Origin of the sequence: Cedecea sp. VD22, from assembly GCF_037150195.1 — a bacterium.
In the GTDB taxonomy this organism is placed as follows: Bacteria; Pseudomonadota; Gammaproteobacteria; order Enterobacterales; family Enterobacteriaceae; genus Cedecea.
Map to the genome: position 1 here is coordinate 252,433 of NZ_JBBCPX010000002.1, position 17,816 is coordinate 270,248.

The window sequence follows — 17,816 nt, forward strand, 5'->3', positions numbered from 1 at the left end:
TAAAAATAACATTCACATTTAGAGATTGAAAAGGTGAGGGTTATGACAATGCATTTCAGGCCGGAAATTCGTGCGCTACAGCTGGCGCTTGCGGGTGCAGTGGTGCTGGCGATAGGTATGGGCTACGGGCGTTTTTCCTATACCGGCATTCTGCCGGTGATGCTGAAAGAAGGGCTGCTGTCGCTGCATCAGGGCAACCTTGCCGCATCGGCTAACTACGCAGGTTATCTTATTGGTGCCTTACTGCTGGCGAAAGCTAAGCCTGCCGACGCGCGGCGGTTAAACATGGCCTCCGTCGGGTTAACCATCGGCTGCCTGCTTCTGCTGGCATGGACGAAATCGCCGTGGGCGGTGGTAGCGGTTCGGGGGGTTGCCGGCCTACTGAGCGCCGTGTCGCTGATTGCGGCTTCACTGTGGCTTCTGCAGCACATGAAACACCATACCGGCGCGCCGGTGCTGTATGCCGGGGTTGGGCTGGGGATCTTTTTATCTGCGGAATTTATCGCGCTTGGTAAAGCTTATGGCTACACCAGTCAGCAAATCTGGCTGCTGTGCGGGATCGCTGCGCTGCTATTGTTTATGCTGGTTTATAAACTGCTGCTTAGCCCACCGGATTATCTGATCGACTACCAAAGGCAGGCTTCCAGTCAGCTTCAGCCGGCGGCAGAGAATGCTAAAGCGGCGTGGAAACTGCTGGCTATCTACGGCCTGGCGGGCTTCGGGTATATCATTACGGCCACCTATTTACCGCTTTTTCTTTCCGGGTCACTTAGTACGCTGGATCCGGTGCAGCTTTGGGCTATCTTTGGCCTGGCTGCGATACCGTCCTGTTTTGTCTGGCATCAAATCGTCTTGAAGTATGGTTATCGCCACGCTTTTGCCGCCAATCTTCTGGTTCAGGCCGCGGGCGTAGTGCTTCCGGCCTTTAGCCACTCGCTGCTTTTTTGCCTGTTAAGCGCCGTGCTGGTGGGCTTTACGTTCACCGGCACGGTGACGATAGCCTTACCGGAAGCCAGGAGGCTGGCGCATCTGGTACGCTTCAATATGATCGCGGCGATGACCGCTATTTACGGCATCGGGCAGATTGTTGGGCCGTTGGTTGCCGGGGAGCTGTACGGCTTAACGGGCAGTTTTAACGGATCGTTAGCTGCCGCCACCGGCGCATTGCTGCTGGCCGGCGGGCTGGTGCTAGCGGGGCGTTCAAAGGTTGCTGGCTGAGGCAAGAATCTGCTTCATCGCCTCAAGCGCGGTGGAGCAGTAGCCCTTACGCCAGACTAGCTGAGTGAGGGCTTCGGCCACAAACTGTTGCCGCGTTCCTTCCGGCAAAGCCAGCGTCGCGGCGACGCTTTCCGGGAGCACGCCGCTGCAGCGTCCTGCGGCAACGGAAGCGATCATCGAGTGATAAGAGCTGACGTCCTGCACTTCCACCAGAGTTTGTGCGTTGAGCAAAGCCTCACCGCGCGCCCGATAGGAACATCCGCGCGGAAAAGCGGCAAGGCGAGGATGATTGCCGCTGGCGGTTTCAGGCACGAGCAACACCAGGCGTTCGGTGAACACGTCCATGGACTCAAGATCTACGGGGCAGTGAACCTGTCCCCCGGCTTCCGGTAGCAGGCTCACCAGCGCGCAGTCCAGTGAAGCGTGGCGAACCTGCTCCAACAGCTGCTGCGTCGGCTGGGTGGTTAAGGTGAGGGCGACATCAGGATACCGGTGGTGAAACTGCTGGAACACCGGCATCAGGCGGCTGGCTGCGGTGGCTTCCATCGAGCCCATATTCAGTGCCCCTGCAGGCTTACCCGGATGCAGCGCCTGTCGGGCTTCTTCCGCCAGGCTAAGTATTTTTTTGGTGTAGGAGAGAAAACTTTCGCCTTCCGGCGACAGGATCATTTTCTTGCTGTCGCGCACGAACAACGCGACGCCAAGATCTTCTTCCAGTTGCTGAATGCGGGTGGTGATGTTCGACTGCACGCGGCCGAGCCTTTGGGCTGCTTTCGTCACGCTTTGTTCTTCGGCAACGATTTTGAACATCTGCAGTGTGGTGTGGTTCATATTTTTCATTCTCAATATGATAATGATCTTGATCTTAACATCTTCAAATAAGATGTTAAGCCTTCAATCTCTCATTTCCTGAGGTAGCGCCATGTTTCGTAGCCTTTCCCAACTGCTCGCGATAGACCATCCCATCATACAGGCCCCTATGGCGGGCGTCTCCACCCCGGAACTGGCGGCGGCGGTCAGCAATGCCGGTGGCCTTGGTTCGCTGGGCATTGGCGCGAGCGACGTCGTGCAGGCCAGGATAGCCATCCTGAAAACGCAGGCCTTAACCTCGCGCCCGTTCAGCGTGAATCTGTTTTGCCATCAGCCTGCCAAACGGGATGAGGCGCTGGAACGCGCATGGATTGAAAGCCTGCGCCCGCTGTTCGCTGAGTTTGGCGGCACGCCGCCGGAAGTGCTCAGCGAAATTTATCAAAGCTTTATTGGCCACGAAGCGATGCTGGAGATGCTGCTGGAGACGGCTCCGGCCGCGGTCAGCTTCCATTTTGGCGTGCCCGATCGCGACGTTGTTCAGGCCTTCCGTGACAAAGGAATTGTGACGCTTGCCACCGCCACCCGGCCCGAAGAGGCTTTGCTGATCCAGGCGAACGGCGTGGATGTTATTGTGGCGCAGGGCTTTGAAGCGGGCGGGCATCGCGGGATGTTCGACGAGAAGGCTCACGATACACAGCTCAGCACCTTTGCGCTTGTGCAACTGCTGAAAAAACAGGTGGATTTGCCGGTTGTTGCCGCCGGCGGAATTATGGACGGAGCCGGTATTCACGCCATGCTAAGCGCGGGGGCGGACGCGGTACAGCTGGGGACCGCGTTTCTGCTTTGCCCAGAGTCCGCCGCCGATGATGGCTACCGGCAGCGGCTGAAATTCAGCCGATTACACCAGACGGAAATGACCCACGCTATCTCAGGCAGGGCAGCCAGAAGCCTGGAAAACGATTATTGCCGCCACGGGCGAATCGTCGGCCAGCATGCCGTCCCGGCTTATCCGGTGGCCTACGATATTGGTAAAGCGCTTGCCGGCCTTGCAAAAAGCCACGGTCACCAGGGCTACAGCGCGCACTGGGCCGGACAGGGCGTGAACCTGATCCGCGAAATGCCCGCCGCTGAATTACTGCAAACGCTGGTGCGCGAAGCCGGGTTGTGAAATGGGGTTACTTCAACAACGCCATTAAAATCGCGGCCACGTGCTGCAGGGCCACATCCTGGCTTCGGCGTTTGTGCCAGGCCAGGTGCAGTGAAAATCCCGGCAGTTCTACGGGGGCAGAGAAGGCGACGAGCCCTTCAGTAAAAGGTATGACCCGGGAAGGCAGCAGGGCCAGCATATCCGAGGCCGCCAGCAACTGCGGCACCATCTGGAAATTCGGCAATACCAGCCCGACGCGGCGGCGTAATCCCAACCTTGAGAGTTCCACATCCACCGGTGTGACGCTTTCCCCTTTCCCGGACGTGATAATGTGCGGCCAGTCGAGCCAGCGCTCAAGGCTAAACCCGGATGCGGCAGGATGTCCCTCACGCATCGCCACGACATAGTGCTCGCCCATCAACAGTTCGCTGTGAATGTCCGCGGCAGGCTGAGGAAAGACCGAAATAGCGATATCCGTGGTGCCGTTAAGCAACGCTGTTTCAGCCTGTTCCGCGCCAGCCCAGCCCTGAACGATGGGGTCAATCCCCGGGGCCGACTGCTGAAGTTTTTGCATCAACGGCACCAGCACGAACAGCGCCGGGAAATCCGCCATGGTTATCCGCAGTTGCTGCTTAATTTGATGCAGGGGAATCACCGGCGGGTCGATAAGTTCAGTAATGCCGCCCAGCACGGATTTCAGCGGGGCACGAAGAGACTGAGCAAGGGGCGTCAGCCGCATGGTGCCTCTGCCACGCTCCAGCAGTTCGTCGTGAAAAAGATCGCGACAGCGGGCGAGGGCTGCAGAGGTGGCAGATTGCGACAGGCAAAGTCTGTCGGCGGCACGGGTGACGTGCGCCTCGTCGAGCAGGGCGTCCAGCACCACCAGAAGGTTGAGATCCAGCGTTCTTAAATTCATACAACAGATAATAGATTATCTTGATTATCTGTTGGAGTAATTTTCTGGGCCTCGCCATTATCGTCTTATCAACCCAAGGAGACGCCCCGTGAACAAAACCCTGATTTTACTTTTCCATCCGGATTTGTCCCGTTCCAGCGCCAACGCCGCGCTGGCGCAAGAAGTTGCAAAACTTGAACACGTTGAAGTGGTCGATGTCCAGGCGCTTTACCCTGACGGGCTCGACATTTACCGCGACGGCGAGCGCGAAGCGGCCCGGCTACTTGCCGCCGACCGCATTGTGCTGCAGTTCCCGATCCACTGGTACTCCATGCCAGCCATTATGCGCCAGTGGCAGGACGCGGTGCTGACCCGGATGTTCTACCTGCATTACGAGGAGGAGGGGCGAAAGCTGGAAGGAACGCCGCTGTATGTGGCGGTCACCGCCGGTAACGTGGAGGAAGCTTATCGTCCCGGAGGTCGTAATCTTTTTACCCTCGAATCTCTGTTAGCCCCCCTTCGGGCCACGGCAAATCGCTGCGGCCTGACCTGGCATACCCCGTTTGTGGTCTACACTGCCGATAAGCTCGACGCTGCGGGGCTGAAAACGAAGGCAGAAGCGTATGCGCAGGCGCTTACCCGGTGGCGTGAAAATAAATTTTGAATTTTTTAGCAATATTTCTCGCGCTGATTCGTCTACCTCATCACAAGTGATTAGCCGTGACTTTACTGAGGTAAACATAATGAGAGATTTTGATATGCACCGACATGAACACCGCCGCCGTGGATTCTGTGGCCACCGCATGGGTAAGCCGATTTTGCTCTGCGTGGCATTGTTTGTCGCACTCGGCCTGATCGTGATGACGCTGTGGAATGCGGTGCTGCCTGGCCTGCTGGGCGTGAAAGAGATTGGCTTCTGGCAGTCTTTAGGCCTGCTGGCGCTGTGCCGCATTCTGTTCGGCGGCCTGGGCTTCCGCCCGGGCATGTTTGGCAAAGCCCGTCGCCGCATGCACGAACGCTGGATGCAAATGACGCCGGAGCAGCGCGAAGAGTTTATGCAGCATCGCCGCGAGAAATTTGGCTTTGGTCACCGCGACCGTTGCGGCTGGCATTCCCGCTGGGATGAGAAAATGGATCCACGTCCTCAGCCTCAGCCGCCGGTGCAGCCAGTCCAGCCAGATGAAAACAGCGCTAAAAAACCGGACGCTGAGTGACGACGATGAAAGCCGGAATAGTGGGGGAATCTCTGCTGATGGCAGCGCTGGCCGGCTGCCGCACCCGACTGAAAGCGTTTATTCGCGGGAGAACCGCCGGGCGTGAAGACGCCGACGATATTCTGCAGGAAGTCAGCTACCAGCTTATGAAGGTTGAACAGCCGGTGGAGAACGTCGCCGCCTGGCTGTTCCGCGCCGCCCGAAATGAAATGACCGACCGGGCAAGGAAAAAACGCGAGCTGCCTTTGGCGAGCTGGTTTAGCGGAGATGAAGAGGACGATTACCCGGAGGATGAGCTGGCCGAAACGCTGTTCGGGATCCCGCAAACGCCGGAGGACGAGTACCTGAAGCAACTGCTGTGGGAGGAGCTGGAGACGGCCCTGTCGGAGCTGCCTGCGCCGCAGCGTGAGGTGTTTATCAAAACCGAGCTGCAAGACTATAGCGTGAAGGAACTGGCGGCAGAGAGCGGCGACACCGTGCAGGCGCTACTCTCCCGCAAACACAAAGCCGTTCTGTATCTGCGCACCCGGCTGCGCAATGTGTATGACGACCTGGCTGGTCAGTAAGACAGCCCCCGGATCTGCCCAGGGAAGGGCGATCCGGTTTTTTTAGCCTATCATTCCCCCCAACGCTCCTTGATGTAATTCACCGCCTGCTGGGTTTGGGGCTGGTTAAGATAATTTTCCCGGAACAAAATGGTGCCGTTAATTTGCGGCACGGCGTCGTTCAAATCGAGCTGCTTTTTCAGCTCCGGCACGCCGCCGCTCACCGTCCAGTCTGGCTCATTCTTCGAAGGTTCCCCGACTTTATACAGCGCAATCCCAATATAAAGACGCGTGTGAGTGGGCTTCACTACGTTAGCCCACCAGTTTGCCAGCACGTCGTAGCGGGCGGCACTGCGGGAGAAAGGCCAATAAATCTGCGGGGCAATATAGTCCAGCAGGCCTTTTTGTACCCAGAGACGCGTGTCGGCATAGGACTCGTCATAGGCTGCTGCGCCGCGCGTTTCAGACCCGGCCGGATCGTGGGAGATATTGCGCCAGACGCCAGCCGGACTCACGCCAAACTCAACGCCGGGCTTAAGCTGTTTGATGGTGCGTGAGACTTGCTCGATAAGTTGCTCAGTATTGTGCCGCCGCCAGTCGGCTTTGGACGCGTAGCCCTGGCCGTAGGTTCTGTAAGTCTGGCTGTCGTTGAGCGTAGAGCCCGGTGATTCGGTATAGAAGTAATCATCAAACTGCACGCCATCGATGGCGTAGTTTGAAACAACTTCGGCGACGATGCTGGTTATCCAGTCGCGCACATCCGGGATGCCGGGATCAAGCACGAAGCGGTCGCCGGACGTTTTTATCCAGTCGCGATGTAACACATAAACGCTGGCGGGCTGCAGAGAAAGCGTGCGGTTCAGGGCGGCAACTGTGCCTGGCGTGATGTTGGTAGAAACCCGGTAGGGGTTAAACCAGGCGTGTACCTTCATGCCGCGTTTATGCGCCTCATCGAGCATAAACTGCAGCGGATCGTAGCCAGGATCTTCGCCAATTGTTCCCGTCAGCATATCTGACCACGGCAAAATCTTCGAAGGCCACAGGGCGGTGGCGTCGGGTTTCACCTGGAAAAATACCGTGTTGATGCCCAATGACTTCAGCTTATCCAGCTTGTCTTTTAACGCCTGCTGCTGCTGGCCGATGCGCACGGCGGCGCTGCTGCCGTTAACGGATGAAACCGGCGGCCAGTCCAGACGGGAAACCGTTGCCAGCCAGACGCCACGCATCGGCTCATGATCTTGTGAAGGGGTCGTCACATTCGGCTTAGTGCCCGGCAAGGGCGTGACGAGAGAAACCGGCGGTTTAGAGGCGCAGCTCGCCAGAAGCAGCGCAGCGGCAAGTATCGCGCCAGGTTTTTTGACCCTGGCGGCAGAGAAGAAGCGGCTTGAAGTGGCGATGATGTGCTCCAGATTTTGCCAGTCGGTGAACAACAAGCATTTTCATACTATTCGACATCAAGTCAATCTCTAACGCCGTGAAGTAAAGCAGATGCGGATTAACCTTGCTTACGATCAAAATCCTTATTTATCATCACAATAAATAAAACACATTTCGTGTTTTATCCTATTACGCTTGTGCATCATGCCTTTACTGACAGCCTAATCACCCGGTTGCTACTATCCCTGTAGAAATTGTTCATTTTTTATCTGCGTGCCAGCACGCCGTTATTTTATGCTGTGAGAGCAACAAGGTGACCCGTCATGAAGCCTAAAACGCTGTACGATAAAATCATCGATAGCCACGTCATCCGCCCTCTGGACGACCAGGGCAATGTCCTGCTGTATATCGACCGTTCCATCCTCAACGAATACACCAGCCCGCAGGCATTTAGCGGCCTGCGTGACGCCAACCGCAAGGTCTGGCAGCCAAACAGTATCCTGCTCAACGTGGACCACGTTAACCCGACCCGGCCAGAGCGTACGCCAGAAATGACCGATCCGGGCGGCGAGCTGCAGGTTCGCTACTTTGAGTCCAACAGCCGTGATTTTGGCCTTGAGCTGTTCGACGTAATGGATCCACGCCAGGGCATTGAACACGTCGTCGCCCATGAACAGGGGATCGTGCTGCCGGGCATGGTGATTGCCGCAGGGGATAGCCATACCACCACTTACGGCGCGTTTGGCGCGTTTGGATTCGGCATCGGTACCTCTGAAATTGAGCATATGCTGGCGACGCAGACGTTAGCTTATAAAAAGCTAAAAACGCTGCGCGTGACGGTCAACGGTGAGCTGCCGTTTGCCGCGACGGCAAAAGATATTGTCATGCTGCTGATCGCTGAAATTGGTGCCGACGGCGCGACCGGCTTTGCTATCGAGTTCTGCGGCAGCGCCATTGATGCGCTTAGCGTGGAAGGGCGGATGACCATCTGTAATATGGCGGTCGAAGCCGGAGCAAGGGGGGCTTTTATGGCACCTGATGAAAAAGTTTATGCCTACATCAAACCGGCACCGCGTGTACCCAAAGGCGAGATGTGGGAACAGGCGCTGAAATACTGGCGAACGCTCTACAGCGATGCTGACGCGGTGTTTGATAAAGAAGTTGTGCTCGACTGCGCCAACTTAACGCCTCGTGTCACGTGGGGTACCAGCCCGGACCAGGGCGGCGGCATCACTGAATATGTACCCGATCCTGCCAGTGAGTCTAATGCGGCCAAACGTCGTGACATTGAAAATGCGCTGAGATACATGGGACTCACGCCAGGCACGCCGCTGAGCCAGATTCCGATTACCCATGCGTTTATTGGCTCCTGCACCAACGGACGAATTGAAGATCTCAGGGCGGTTGCCGAGGTGCTGCGAGACAGAAAAATTGCGCCGGGCGTGAGGGGAATTATTGTGCCGGGCTCAACGCAGGTTCGCGCCCGTGCCGAGCAAGAAGGTTTAGCTCAAATCTTTATCGACGCCGGGTTTGAATGGCGGCAGTCAGGCTGCTCCATGTGCCTGGCGATGAACGAAGATGTGCTGCAGCCGGGTGACCGCTGCGCCTCCAGCACCAACCGTAATTTCGCTGGCCGCCAGGGGGCCGGGGCCAGAACGCATTTAATGAGTCCAGCCATGGTCGCGGCGGCGGCAGTAGCTGGCCACCTCACCGATGTCCGTCCTTATTTACAGCAGGGGGAGGCGTAAATGGAACCCTTTAACCGCGTCACCGGCGTGGCTGCGCCGATGATGGCAGCCAACATTGATACCGATGTGATCATGCCGAAGCAGTTTTTAAAAGGTATCGATCGTAACAATCTGGACCGAGGCGTGTTCTTCGACCAGCGTTTTCTGACCGACGGCTCACCGAATCCTGAGTTTATCCTCAACAAGCCCGCATGGCGGGACACGCAGTTTCTTATCGTTGGCCCTAACTTTGGCTGCGGCTCCAGCCGTGAACACGCGGTCTGGGGGTTACGTCAACTTGGCATACGGGCGCTGATCGGTACCAGCTTCGCCGGGATATTCAACGACAACTGCCAGCGTAACGGCGTGCTGACCCTGACGCTGCCAGCAGAGGATATCGAGCGGCTGGCGCAGGCGGCAAACAATCCTGAAGCTAACCGCATTACTGTCGATCTCGCCCGGCAGCAGATTGGCGTGGAGGGCAAAGATATTGCCTTTACGGTCGATGAGCTGAAAAAGCATATGCTGCTGGAGGGCCACGATGCCATCAGCTACACGCTGCAGTTTCAGCAGGAGATTCGCGAGTTTGAACAGCGCCATTTTGCTGCGCATCCGTGGCTACTGACTCAGGATTAATTTTCAATGATGAAAGAGAACGCTGACTTTATTTGCGACAGGGGCGAATCGCCCTTTATCCCGGGTTTCCAGCTCATGGACGTGGCGCTGGAAAACGGGATTACCCTGCACGCCGCCGTGGGAGGACAGGGTGAACCGTTAGTTTTACTGCATGGCCACCCGCAAAACCACGTGACCTGGCGTAAAATCGCGCCGGTTCTGGCACAGCATTTCACCGTCATCATGCCGGACATCCGCGGCTATGGCGATAGCGCTAAGCCCGCCAGCGACGAAGTTCACCGCCGCTATTCCAAACGAGAGATGGCGAAAGATATTGTCCTGCTGGTGGCGCGGCTCGGTTTCCAGGACGGTTTTGCTTTTATGGGGCACGATCGCGGGGCGCGTGTCGGGCATCGCCTGGCACTGGATTACCCGACGCAGGTTAAGCGCAGCATTTTTATTGATATCGCCCCGACGGCAACCATGTATGCGCTGACGGACAAAACTTTTGCTACCCGCTATTTCTGGTGGTTTTTCCTGATCCAGCCTTCGCCTGTGCCGGAAAAAATGATCGCCGCAGATCCGGCGTTTTTCCTGCGTAAACATATTGATGGCCAGCTTAAAACTCCTGGCGCAACGGAACCTGCAGCGTTTGCCGAGTACCTGCGCTGTTACCAGAATCCCGATACGCTGCGGGCCATCTGCGAAGATTATCGCGCCTCGGCCACTATCGACCTTGAGGATGACGAAGCCGACAAGCATCTGCGCATTACCAGTCCTTTGCTGGTGTTATGGGGGGAGAAAGGCACCGTGGGCCAGCTGTATGATGTCCCCGCGACCTGGCAGGACAAAGCGCTGGACGTTCGTGGGCGGGCCATGCCCTGCGGACACAGTCCGCAAGAGGAGTGTCCTGATGTGCTGCTGAGCGCTATTATGCCTTTCTTAACCTGACGCAGAAGATGGCATACCGATGAGCCCCAACGAAACCCCACGCGCCGCCTGGCCGCTTGTTGAAGATTTGAATGTCTTTGTCACCGTGGTGCGCAAAGAAAGCTTTGCCAACGCGGCGGCGGAGCTGGGGCTGTCTCCGTCTTATGTCAGCAAACGCATCGCGCTGCTGGAGAAAAGCCTGGGGATGCGGCTGTTCCACCGCAGTGCCCGCGCGATTCATTTAACGGCCGATGGCCATAAGGCGCTGAGCGGTGCGCTTTCGGTGCTGGAGAGCATGGGCGATTTTGTCTCAGGGCTTGCCGCCTGGCGGGACACGCTGGAAGGCAATATTCAGATGAGCTGCTCGTTTGGTTTTGGCTCAACGTATATGCCGGATGCGCTTTCGGCGCTGGCGGAGCGCTATCCGGCGCTAAATATCAAGCTAACGCTGACGGACAGAGTCGTTGATTTGATAGAAGAGGGCGTCGATATAGAAATTCGCGTGGGTGACGATATCAAAGACCTGTATATCACCCGGCAGCTCTCCACCAACAACCGCATACTCTGCGCCGCCCCGGATTACCTGGTAAAACACGGGATGCCAGAAAACATAGCCGATCTTAAAGCCCATAAATGCCTTGTCATTCAGGAGCGTAGCGCGCAGTTCGGTGTGTGGCCGTTAACCAACGGCGAGGAAAGCGTGCAGGCTCACGTCAGCAGCCAGCTTTCCTCCAACAACGGCAGCGTGGTATTAAGCTGGGCGCTGAAGGGTCACGGCATTATTTTGCGTTCCCAATGGGAAGTGCAGCGCTATATTGCTCGCGGTGAGCTGGTGCAGATTTTGCCCGACTGGCACCAGCCCGCCAATATTTGGGCGGTTTATTCCAACCGCACCAGCGGCTCTGCTAAGTTAAAGGTCTGCATTGATTTTCTGGTGGATTATTTCCAGCGCTTACCACCGGTGAAACTAGCGTGAAATTATTCAACATCAACCTGCCAGTAAACAGGTTGATGTTGTCAGGCTGAGTGTAGAAAAAGCGAGAAACTAAATTCTGATAATTTGAGTAATATGCGGGGCGCCCTGTCCCGGTAATGGCGCATAAATTTCCACTATCGCTTCCCAGACGGCCGTAGACGGCGGGACCGAAGCCTCACAAAGGAAGCGGTAGTTTGTTCCGGCCACGACCTGGGTTTTTACCTTTTGTGGCTCGTAATCCACGCCCAGATGCCCGTTGAGCGCCTCTTCGAACACTTTTCGGTCCTGAGCAGTCAGCGGATGATAAGCCGTCCAGCCGCCAGGCAGCAGCGTTTGTTGTTCCGACATAGTGATACCTCAACAGTGAAATATTTCCTACTCGTTTGGCTTTTCGGATATCGCCCCATATATTTTATATTGGTTTCTGGAATCCATTTGATCCTGTTAATCTATGGCTGCCTGATGCCTTTCCTGCAAGTTATATTGCCATTATGCAATTTAATATCTTCCTCCCTTAAATTGACGAAGTAGTTAACTAAAAATAAAAAACACTCAGCATTAAAATTTTTTAATATTGTCACTGGCGATCTGGCTAATAAATATATGCAGGCATTATTTAATACATAATATAAAAAATATAATAGCTGTTTATTTTCATATTGAGCTGTTTTCATTGCAATAAAACGTTATGATTCCCCGCCGGCGGCGAGTCGTGGCCGTGGATAGCGGGGCAGAGATGATGCAAATGAATGGAATAGCCGCGAAGGTTAATGTCGGTTTCCTCCGGGGGGCAATCCTGACAGGGATCTTTATGCTGGTGAGCTGCGCGCGTTCGGACGCGCTGTGGGGCGTGGTCGATAAGGTTTGCATGACTAACTATCAGCATACTAGCAACCCGGCGCCGTGCCAGCAGATCTATATGCCAGAAGGGAAGGCCCAGGGTTTTAGCGTTATCCAGAACCCGCGCTACCTCTACCATTTTATTCTTGTCCCCACAGCAAAGATGACCGGCATTGAAAGCCCGGCGCTGGCAGCAGCGGGGCGCACGGACTATTTCGGCTATGCCTGGCTTATGCGTCGTCTTTTAGACTGGCAGTATGGCGGCCCAATCCCCGACGATAAACTTGGCCTGGCGCTTAACTCGGCTTATGGCCGCAGCCAAAACCAGCTTCATATTCATCTGACCTGTCTGCGGGAAGACGTCAGGCGTCAGATGCTGGCAGAACGTCCCTTTATCACGGAAGAATGGCGCCCCTTGCCCGATAAACTCCTGCGCTACACCTGGTATGCGAGACGGGTGATGCAGCCGACGGTGATGGGAATTGACCCTGTTCACAGCGTCGCCAGCTATTTTCATTTATCGCCGGAACAGCTGGCAGAGTGGGGCGTGGCCGTCATTCCAACCGCTTACGGCGATCAAAGAGGGTTTATTTTGCTCACCACGAAGCGAGGCTGGGATCGCAATAACCGGGCCTCGGTGGAAGCGCTACTGGATAAAGAGTGTGCCATTTTACCGCCCATATCTTCCCGCTGATGTGCCATATGAGTAATGTCGGGATCGGGCAACCTGAATGTTGTAGGGCATAAGCATTAATGGGATCATGATAATTAGATCCCATTAGAAAGAGCACGTCTGCGCCGCGATGGCTATCGAGTAAACAAGTGGGTGCCAACGGACAAGCATCCGGTAAGTGCAAAAATAGATGAATATACCATCAGGGTAATTAACGATTTCATAGTCTCTCTGGCACTTAAAAAAGGGACATGCAGCCGCTTAGCGCAGCTATAGAACATAATACAAATACCCAACACATTAATTTTCGATACATCAGCACGTCTCCCACCACATATGAATTTCTCTTAGCATGTCAGAGATACATCAAGAAGATGTCAATGAAGAATGGAGCAATAGTCAAGGCCCCATGCACGAGGGGAGAGCATCGCATGTCATCCTGGGCAGGCAATATAACGCCGTTATAAGTTGAAAAGCCTGACAAGAAGCTTATGGCCAGTAAATAAAGGCAAGCATACACAATGCAATAATCAGTACAACACTTAAATATACCCATAAATATAAATTGTTATTAGATTGCATATTGCTATTTATGTTACGTTCACAGGATGCTCCCGTTATTATGCAGTCGGGATGGCTGCACCTGAGATAATACCGCGATTAGCAAAAAATAGGGTAGGGAAGATCCCTCCCGTTGAGCCCATAAGGATTAACGCGCACTGATTTTTTCAGCGGCTGAATGTGGACTCAAAGTCGCAGCATCTCCGAATTCTGACCAGGACGTAGGCTGTGATCGATGACAAGAAGGATTTCCAGGTGGGTATGATTTCCCTTAGTGAATTTCTGTCACTTACTGTGGTTTCCCACGGTTTGTTCTAATCTTACTCACTGGATTTGGTTGTGTGAATTAGATGATTAACAATATCAGTCCAGGTGATCGCACGGCCAGCGCTATGGCTGGCATCAATCGCCAGCCGTTCGAGTTTGAGCGCATTGCATAACCGCAGAGCTTATCCGTCCTATAACATTGCAGACGATTTGTCGTGTGTAACTGGTGAGGAAACAGTACGACGATCCGTTTTGCATAATTGCTCACGACTGAATAAGGATAACAGGACAGAAGTTATTGTGGCTGCGAACACTTTGGCATTCATGTTTTTAACGGTAACGTCGGGCAGTGACAAAACTTGTTATGGTGCTGACCGGAGTTGGCCAGGCCGCGCAGTCATGATGACAGGTTTGGGGCTAATCCGGCGAGGCAGCTTCACCAGAGTCGTTCTGATGGACCATGACCTGATGGCTGGGTTTTTCCTGTGCCAGAATGCTGGATTCTCTCTAACGCCTTTATGGTGCGCATAATGTATATTATGTTAAATTAAATTCATTGCTCATTGAGTTCATAACCGGCCACAGACCACGAATAATCATACACTTACCTATCCCCCATCTTCTACTTACCGGACGTTATGCTTCCCGCTTCTGATCTGTCGTCAGTACTTTCGGCCCAAAGCCACCTGTAGCGCCTCTTTACCAGCATGGCTTCGGCGAGTAGCTTCTTGAGGCGGACGTTCTCTTTAATGAACACATCTAATAAACCCTAGCTGATTATCCCATCTAATCGAATAAATCAGTTTGCGTTATGCTTTCCAACACAACAGCTGAAGGATTACGTCATGCAAACGGTAAAACTGAACAACGGGATTGAAATGCCCCTGGTTGGCTTTGGTGTGTTTCAGATGTCTGATGCCGCTGAATGCGAAAGAGCCGTTATTGATGCTATTGATACGGGAATCAGGCCCAAATGGAAATGTTGATGCAAAGCCTGAACCTACGCAATTTGATATAAATACTTCAAGTTTTAATCAACTTGCCGATCTATTAACCTGATAGTATCAATATATATTGTGGAATAATTCAACGTTAGATTGCCGGATGTTCGAGAATCTGATGAATGCCTATCAAGTCGCCATGCCGGCAGCCTTTATCTGTATCCTGGCGGTACGCCGGGTTGTTGTTCGCCTGGTGAGTTGGACGGTTCGCGCCCACTAAACTCCCAATCTTTTGTTATCTGTCTGTAGCGCAGACCTGGCATATTTTTATACCAATGAAATAGCTTTCAGCGCCGTTAATTAGAAATAGTTAACGGCGCGATATAATGTTTTATTCAAAAAATAAATTACATTTTACGCCTACTGCAGCCTCTCACGAATTAAAAAAAAACACACCCCTGCGCCTTATTATAAATCACGAGCAATCATTCCGATAGCAGGACTCAGCGATTTTACCGTAGTCAAAGGATATAATTCATGTAGGGGGATCCTGACTAAATTAAACATTGCCAACAAGCACTTATCACTCTATTAGCACCGGGCGGTGCGCCTGCGAAAAGAGGCTCAGGTGAGCCTTCAGCAACAGGCCACGTTTCTTGAAACCTTATTTAACGGTACGCCGGTGCCCGTCTGCGTGATTAATACGGCCGGTAAGCTGATCAACCACAACCCCGCCTGGGAACAGTTCTTCCGTCATAGCACGGACGCTATCCACGCGCTGCAGCCCTCCTCCGCTGGCCATCCTCTGCACGCCATTTATCAGACACAGGCGGCGCAATCAGGCGACGGCGGATACTGTCTGGTTCCTCAGCGCGGGAAGATCAATAACGGTGTAGAAGATCGCGACGTGATCTATCAGTTTGAGGCTTTTTGCGACACGCGCGGCAGCATAACCGGGCTAATTTGCAGCTGGCAGGATATTACCGACCACCAGCGGCTGCTGGCCGACCTCTCCCTGGCCCGCGAGCATGCCGAACAGGCAAATCGAACGAAAAGTACCTTCCTCGCCACCATGAGCCACGAAATTCGAACCCCAATCAGCGCTATTATTGGCCTGCTGGAGCTGGCGGTGACACAGCATCACCGGCAAGAAGATCACGAGTCGGTGCGGGTGGCTTATGAATCCTCGCTGTCGCTGATGGGGTTGATTGGCGACATTCTGGATATGGCTAAAATTGAGTCCGGTAAGCTGGAACTGTCCCCGGAGTGGGTGCGGTTTGATACGCTCACCGCGCCGGTTGTTCGGGTTTTTGAGGGACTGTCGCGGCAAAAAGGACTCCGCCTGCATCATCAGGTTGATATCCTGCACCCGGACGAACTGCTGCTGGATCCGATGCGTCTGCGGCAAATTCTCTCCAATCTGATCGGCAATGCCATTAAATTCACCAGCCACGGCTCCGTTGAGGTACAGGTGCATTGTTTACCCGACCGGCACGAGCAGGCGATACTCGAAATGGTGGTGACCGATACCGGGATTGGTATTAGCGAGGCGGAACAGCGGCTGATCTTCAACCCCTACGAACAGTCAGAGGCGGGAAAAAAACAGAGCGGTACCGGCCTCGGGCTGGCTATTTGCGAGCAGCTGGTAGCGATGATGAACGGCACGATACAGCTGCGCAGCAGGCCTAATTGCGGCACCCGTATCTGCGTGCGTATTCCGGTTCTGACCCGAGAGACGAAAATCCTGCCAGGGCAAAACGCGCCGCTGCCGGGAAACAGTTCTCTGCCGTTGACCATTCTGACGGTAGACGATCACCCGGCGAACCGCCTGCTGCTGAAACGCCAGTTAGATACAGTCGCGGCGCAAGAAGCGCTCGGCAATCGGCGAGCGGCAAATATTTCCGCTGCAAATCACCAGCACGGATCTCACCATTTATCCACTCCGGGCTTCAGCAGGCGTCCCGTCTCGGTCAGATCGCGCAGGCCGACGACCGACGGCAGCATTTGCGAAATCACCCGATTCCAGCGGGCAACCGGTGCGGCGGTGACCCAGACCAGATCGTAGGGCTCGAGCCAGAATTCGGTGCCGAGGGTCATCGCCAGCGCGTCCCGGGCGTTGAGCTGATAAACGTCGGCGATTTTGCCACCCGCGCCCTGCTTCAGCGGGCGAATAACGAATATGCCGCTGGCGTCGGCCACCTCCTGGCGCAGCCCTTCGGCGTTGCCCAGCGCTTCCGTGAGGATCATCCCGCTGCGGTCCATCTTCAGCGTGCTTTGCTTCCCGACCTCCCCCATAACAAACACCTTCAGGGCGTCATTGCGGGGAATAAACAGGATATCGCCGGCGGACAGCATCCGGTTTTGCGACAGATCGCCCCGCTGCAGCAGGGCGTGGAGAGAAAGGCGGCTCTCCTGGCCGTTGCGGGTGAGTACCACGTTGTGCCAGTCGGCATCCGCCGTCAGGCCGCCGGCGGCATTAACCGCGTCCATCACCGTCAGCGGAATATTGGTGAGCGGCTGCTGGCCGGACTGCGCCACCTCGCCGGTGACATAGACTTTTTGTGAGCGAAACGCGGCGATGCTGACGTCCACCTGCGGGCTTTCAATCACCTTCTCCAGCTGGCCGGTAATCAGCGCCCGGACCTGGGCCAGCGTTTTCCCCGCCACTTTGAGGCGGCCAATGTAGGGGTAAAAAATGGTTCCGTCCGCGCCAACCCAGTTCCCGGAGTCACTGGCGCTGCGGTACTGGCCCGCCGGCGTCGTTAATTCCGGGTGCGACCATACGGTCACCGTCAGAACATCACCTTTTCCGATGCGGTATTCATACTCATTGAGCTGCCTGTCCAGTCCGGGATTAACCCGGGCGGCGACCTTTGCCGGGCGCAGCCGGTCGATTAGCGTCGGGGTCAGGGTATAAACGTTGACCCGCTGATGAAGCTGCTTAATTTCTGCGTCTGACGCCGGGTCGCCGGGCAGCGATAGCGTCTGGCCTGGCACCAGGGTGCAGCCGGTTAAAGCCATCCATAAAGTGGCCGTCGGGATAATACGTACTTGTTTTTTCATTTCAGGCAATATCGAAT

Annotated in this window: 17 protein-coding genes and 2 pseudogenes; 13 read left to right on the forward strand and 6 right to left on the reverse strand. The window is 54.9% G+C overall.

Annotation, left to right across the window (positions count from 1 at the left end; genetic code table 11):
* Nucleotides 1-42 precede the first annotated feature (42 nt).
* A complete protein-coding gene (locus WFK85_RS07260) occupies nt 43-1,218 on the forward strand; it encodes a YbfB/YjiJ family MFS transporter (RefSeq protein WP_336707113.1) in 1,176 nt (391 codons plus the stop codon).
* Here WFK85_RS07260 and WFK85_RS07265 read toward each other — a convergent pair.
* On the reverse strand, nt 1,201-2,049 hold the full coding sequence (locus WFK85_RS07265) for a LysR family transcriptional regulator (RefSeq protein WP_336707111.1): 849 nt from the start codon (nt 2,047-2,049) through the stop codon (nt 1,201-1,203). The two genes, WFK85_RS07260 and WFK85_RS07265, sit on opposite strands and share 18 nt — an antisense overlap.
* A gap of 91 nt (nt 2,050-2,140) precedes the next feature.
* Between WFK85_RS07265 and WFK85_RS07270 the strand changes: the two genes are divergently transcribed.
* Nucleotides 2,141-3,196, forward strand: coding sequence for an NAD(P)H-dependent flavin oxidoreductase (locus tag WFK85_RS07270; protein ID WP_336707110.1), 1,056 nt, complete (start codon nt 2,141-2,143; stop codon nt 3,194-3,196).
* 7 nt (nt 3,197-3,203) lie between these two features.
* Here WFK85_RS07270 and WFK85_RS07275 read toward each other — a convergent pair whose 3' ends face one another.
* Entirely contained in the window at nt 3,204-4,091 is an 888-nt protein-coding gene (locus tag WFK85_RS07275) for a LysR substrate-binding domain-containing protein (protein WP_166992479.1), read from the reverse strand.
* Between the two features lie 88 nt (nt 4,092-4,179).
* Between WFK85_RS07275 and WFK85_RS07280 the strand changes: the two genes are divergently transcribed.
* From WFK85_RS07280 to WFK85_RS07290, 3 genes are all read left to right on the forward strand, one after another.
* Nucleotides 4,180-4,734 (forward strand): NAD(P)H-dependent oxidoreductase, encoded by a 555-nt coding sequence (locus WFK85_RS07280; protein ID WP_166873865.1) that lies wholly within the window; start codon nt 4,180-4,182, stop codon nt 4,732-4,734.
* Nucleotides 4,735-4,813: 79 nt separating this feature from the next.
* Complete coding sequence (locus tag WFK85_RS07285) at nt 4,814-5,284, forward strand: hypothetical protein (protein ID WP_166992484.1); 471 nt, start codon at nt 4,814-4,816, stop codon at nt 5,282-5,284.
* Between the two features lie 5 nt (nt 5,285-5,289).
* The gene (locus WFK85_RS07290) at nt 5,290-5,850 is read left to right on the forward strand and encodes an RNA polymerase sigma factor (protein WP_336707348.1); all 561 of its coding nucleotides are present in this window, start codon (nt 5,290-5,292) and stop codon (nt 5,848-5,850) included.
* A 50-nt stretch (nt 5,851-5,900) separates the two neighbouring features.
* On the opposite strand, the gene WFK85_RS07295 is transcribed toward WFK85_RS07290, so the two are convergent.
* Nucleotides 5,901-7,226, reverse strand: coding sequence for a glycoside hydrolase family 10 protein (locus WFK85_RS07295; RefSeq protein WP_336707346.1), 1,326 nt, complete (start codon nt 7,224-7,226; stop codon nt 5,901-5,903).
* A gap of 303 nt (nt 7,227-7,529) precedes the next feature.
* Between WFK85_RS07295 and leuC the strand changes: the two genes are divergently transcribed.
* The 4 genes from leuC to WFK85_RS07315 are packed head-to-tail and all read left to right on the forward strand — an operon-like array spanning nt 7,530 to nt 11,454.
* Nucleotides 7,530-8,954 carry a 3-isopropylmalate dehydratase large subunit gene (gene leuC / locus WFK85_RS07300; RefSeq protein ID WP_166873873.1) on the forward strand — a complete coding sequence of 475 codons (1,425 nt, stop codon included), beginning with the start codon at nt 7,530-7,532 and terminating at the stop codon, nt 8,952-8,954.
* Nucleotides 8,955-9,569 (forward strand): 3-isopropylmalate dehydratase small subunit, encoded by a 615-nt coding sequence (gene leuD, locus WFK85_RS07305; RefSeq protein ID WP_336707105.1) that lies wholly within the window; start codon nt 8,955-8,957, stop codon nt 9,567-9,569.
* Nucleotides 9,570-9,575: 6 nt separating this feature from the next.
* Complete coding sequence (locus tag WFK85_RS07310; protein WP_166992493.1) at nt 9,576-10,499, forward strand: alpha/beta fold hydrolase; 924 nt, start codon at nt 9,576-9,578, stop codon at nt 10,497-10,499.
* 19 nt (nt 10,500-10,518) lie between these two features.
* On the forward strand, nt 10,519-11,454 hold the full coding sequence (locus WFK85_RS07315) for a LysR substrate-binding domain-containing protein (RefSeq protein ID WP_336707102.1): 936 nt from the start codon (nt 10,519-10,521) through the stop codon (nt 11,452-11,454).
* A 69-nt stretch (nt 11,455-11,523) separates the two neighbouring features.
* Here the strand turns inward: WFK85_RS07315 and WFK85_RS07320 are convergent, their stop codons facing one another.
* The gene (locus tag WFK85_RS07320; protein WP_008458969.1) at nt 11,524-11,802 is read right to left on the reverse strand and encodes a hypothetical protein; all 279 of its coding nucleotides are present in this window, start codon (nt 11,800-11,802) and stop codon (nt 11,524-11,526) included.
* A gap of 463 nt (nt 11,803-12,265) precedes the next feature.
* On the opposite strand from WFK85_RS07320, the gene WFK85_RS07325 reads away from it, so the two are divergent.
* From WFK85_RS07325 to WFK85_RS07340, 4 genes and pseudogenes are all read left to right on the forward strand, one after another.
* Entirely contained in the window at nt 12,266-12,988 is a 723-nt protein-coding gene (locus tag WFK85_RS07325; protein ID WP_336707344.1) for a CDP-diacylglycerol diphosphatase, read from the forward strand.
* Between the two features lie 1,652 nt (nt 12,989-14,640).
* Nucleotides 14,641-14,763, forward strand: a pseudogene (locus tag WFK85_RS07330) (aldo/keto reductase); the annotation flags it as partial.
* A gap of 106 nt (nt 14,764-14,869) precedes the next feature.
* Nucleotides 14,870-15,016, forward strand: a complete 147-nt coding sequence (locus WFK85_RS07335; RefSeq protein WP_286180191.1) for a DUF2798 domain-containing protein — start codon at nt 14,870-14,872, stop codon at nt 15,014-15,016.
* 348 nt (nt 15,017-15,364) lie between these two features.
* Nucleotides 15,365-16,447, forward strand: a pseudogene (locus WFK85_RS07340) (ATP-binding protein); the annotation flags it as partial.
* A 135-nt stretch (nt 16,448-16,582) separates the two neighbouring features.
* On the opposite strand, the gene WFK85_RS23610 reads toward WFK85_RS07340, so the two are convergent.
* Both WFK85_RS23610 and WFK85_RS07345 read right to left on the reverse strand, forming a co-directional pair.
* Complete coding sequence (locus WFK85_RS23610; protein WP_336707341.1) at nt 16,583-16,669, reverse strand: arsenate reductase/protein-tyrosine-phosphatase family protein; 87 nt, start codon at nt 16,667-16,669, stop codon at nt 16,583-16,585.
* Nucleotides 16,663-17,799 (reverse strand): polysaccharide export protein, encoded by a 1,137-nt coding sequence (locus WFK85_RS07345; RefSeq protein ID WP_336707099.1) that lies wholly within the window; start codon nt 17,797-17,799, stop codon nt 16,663-16,665. The genes WFK85_RS23610 and WFK85_RS07345 overlap by 7 nt, the downstream gene beginning before the upstream one ends.
* Nucleotides 17,800-17,816 lie beyond the last annotated feature (17 nt).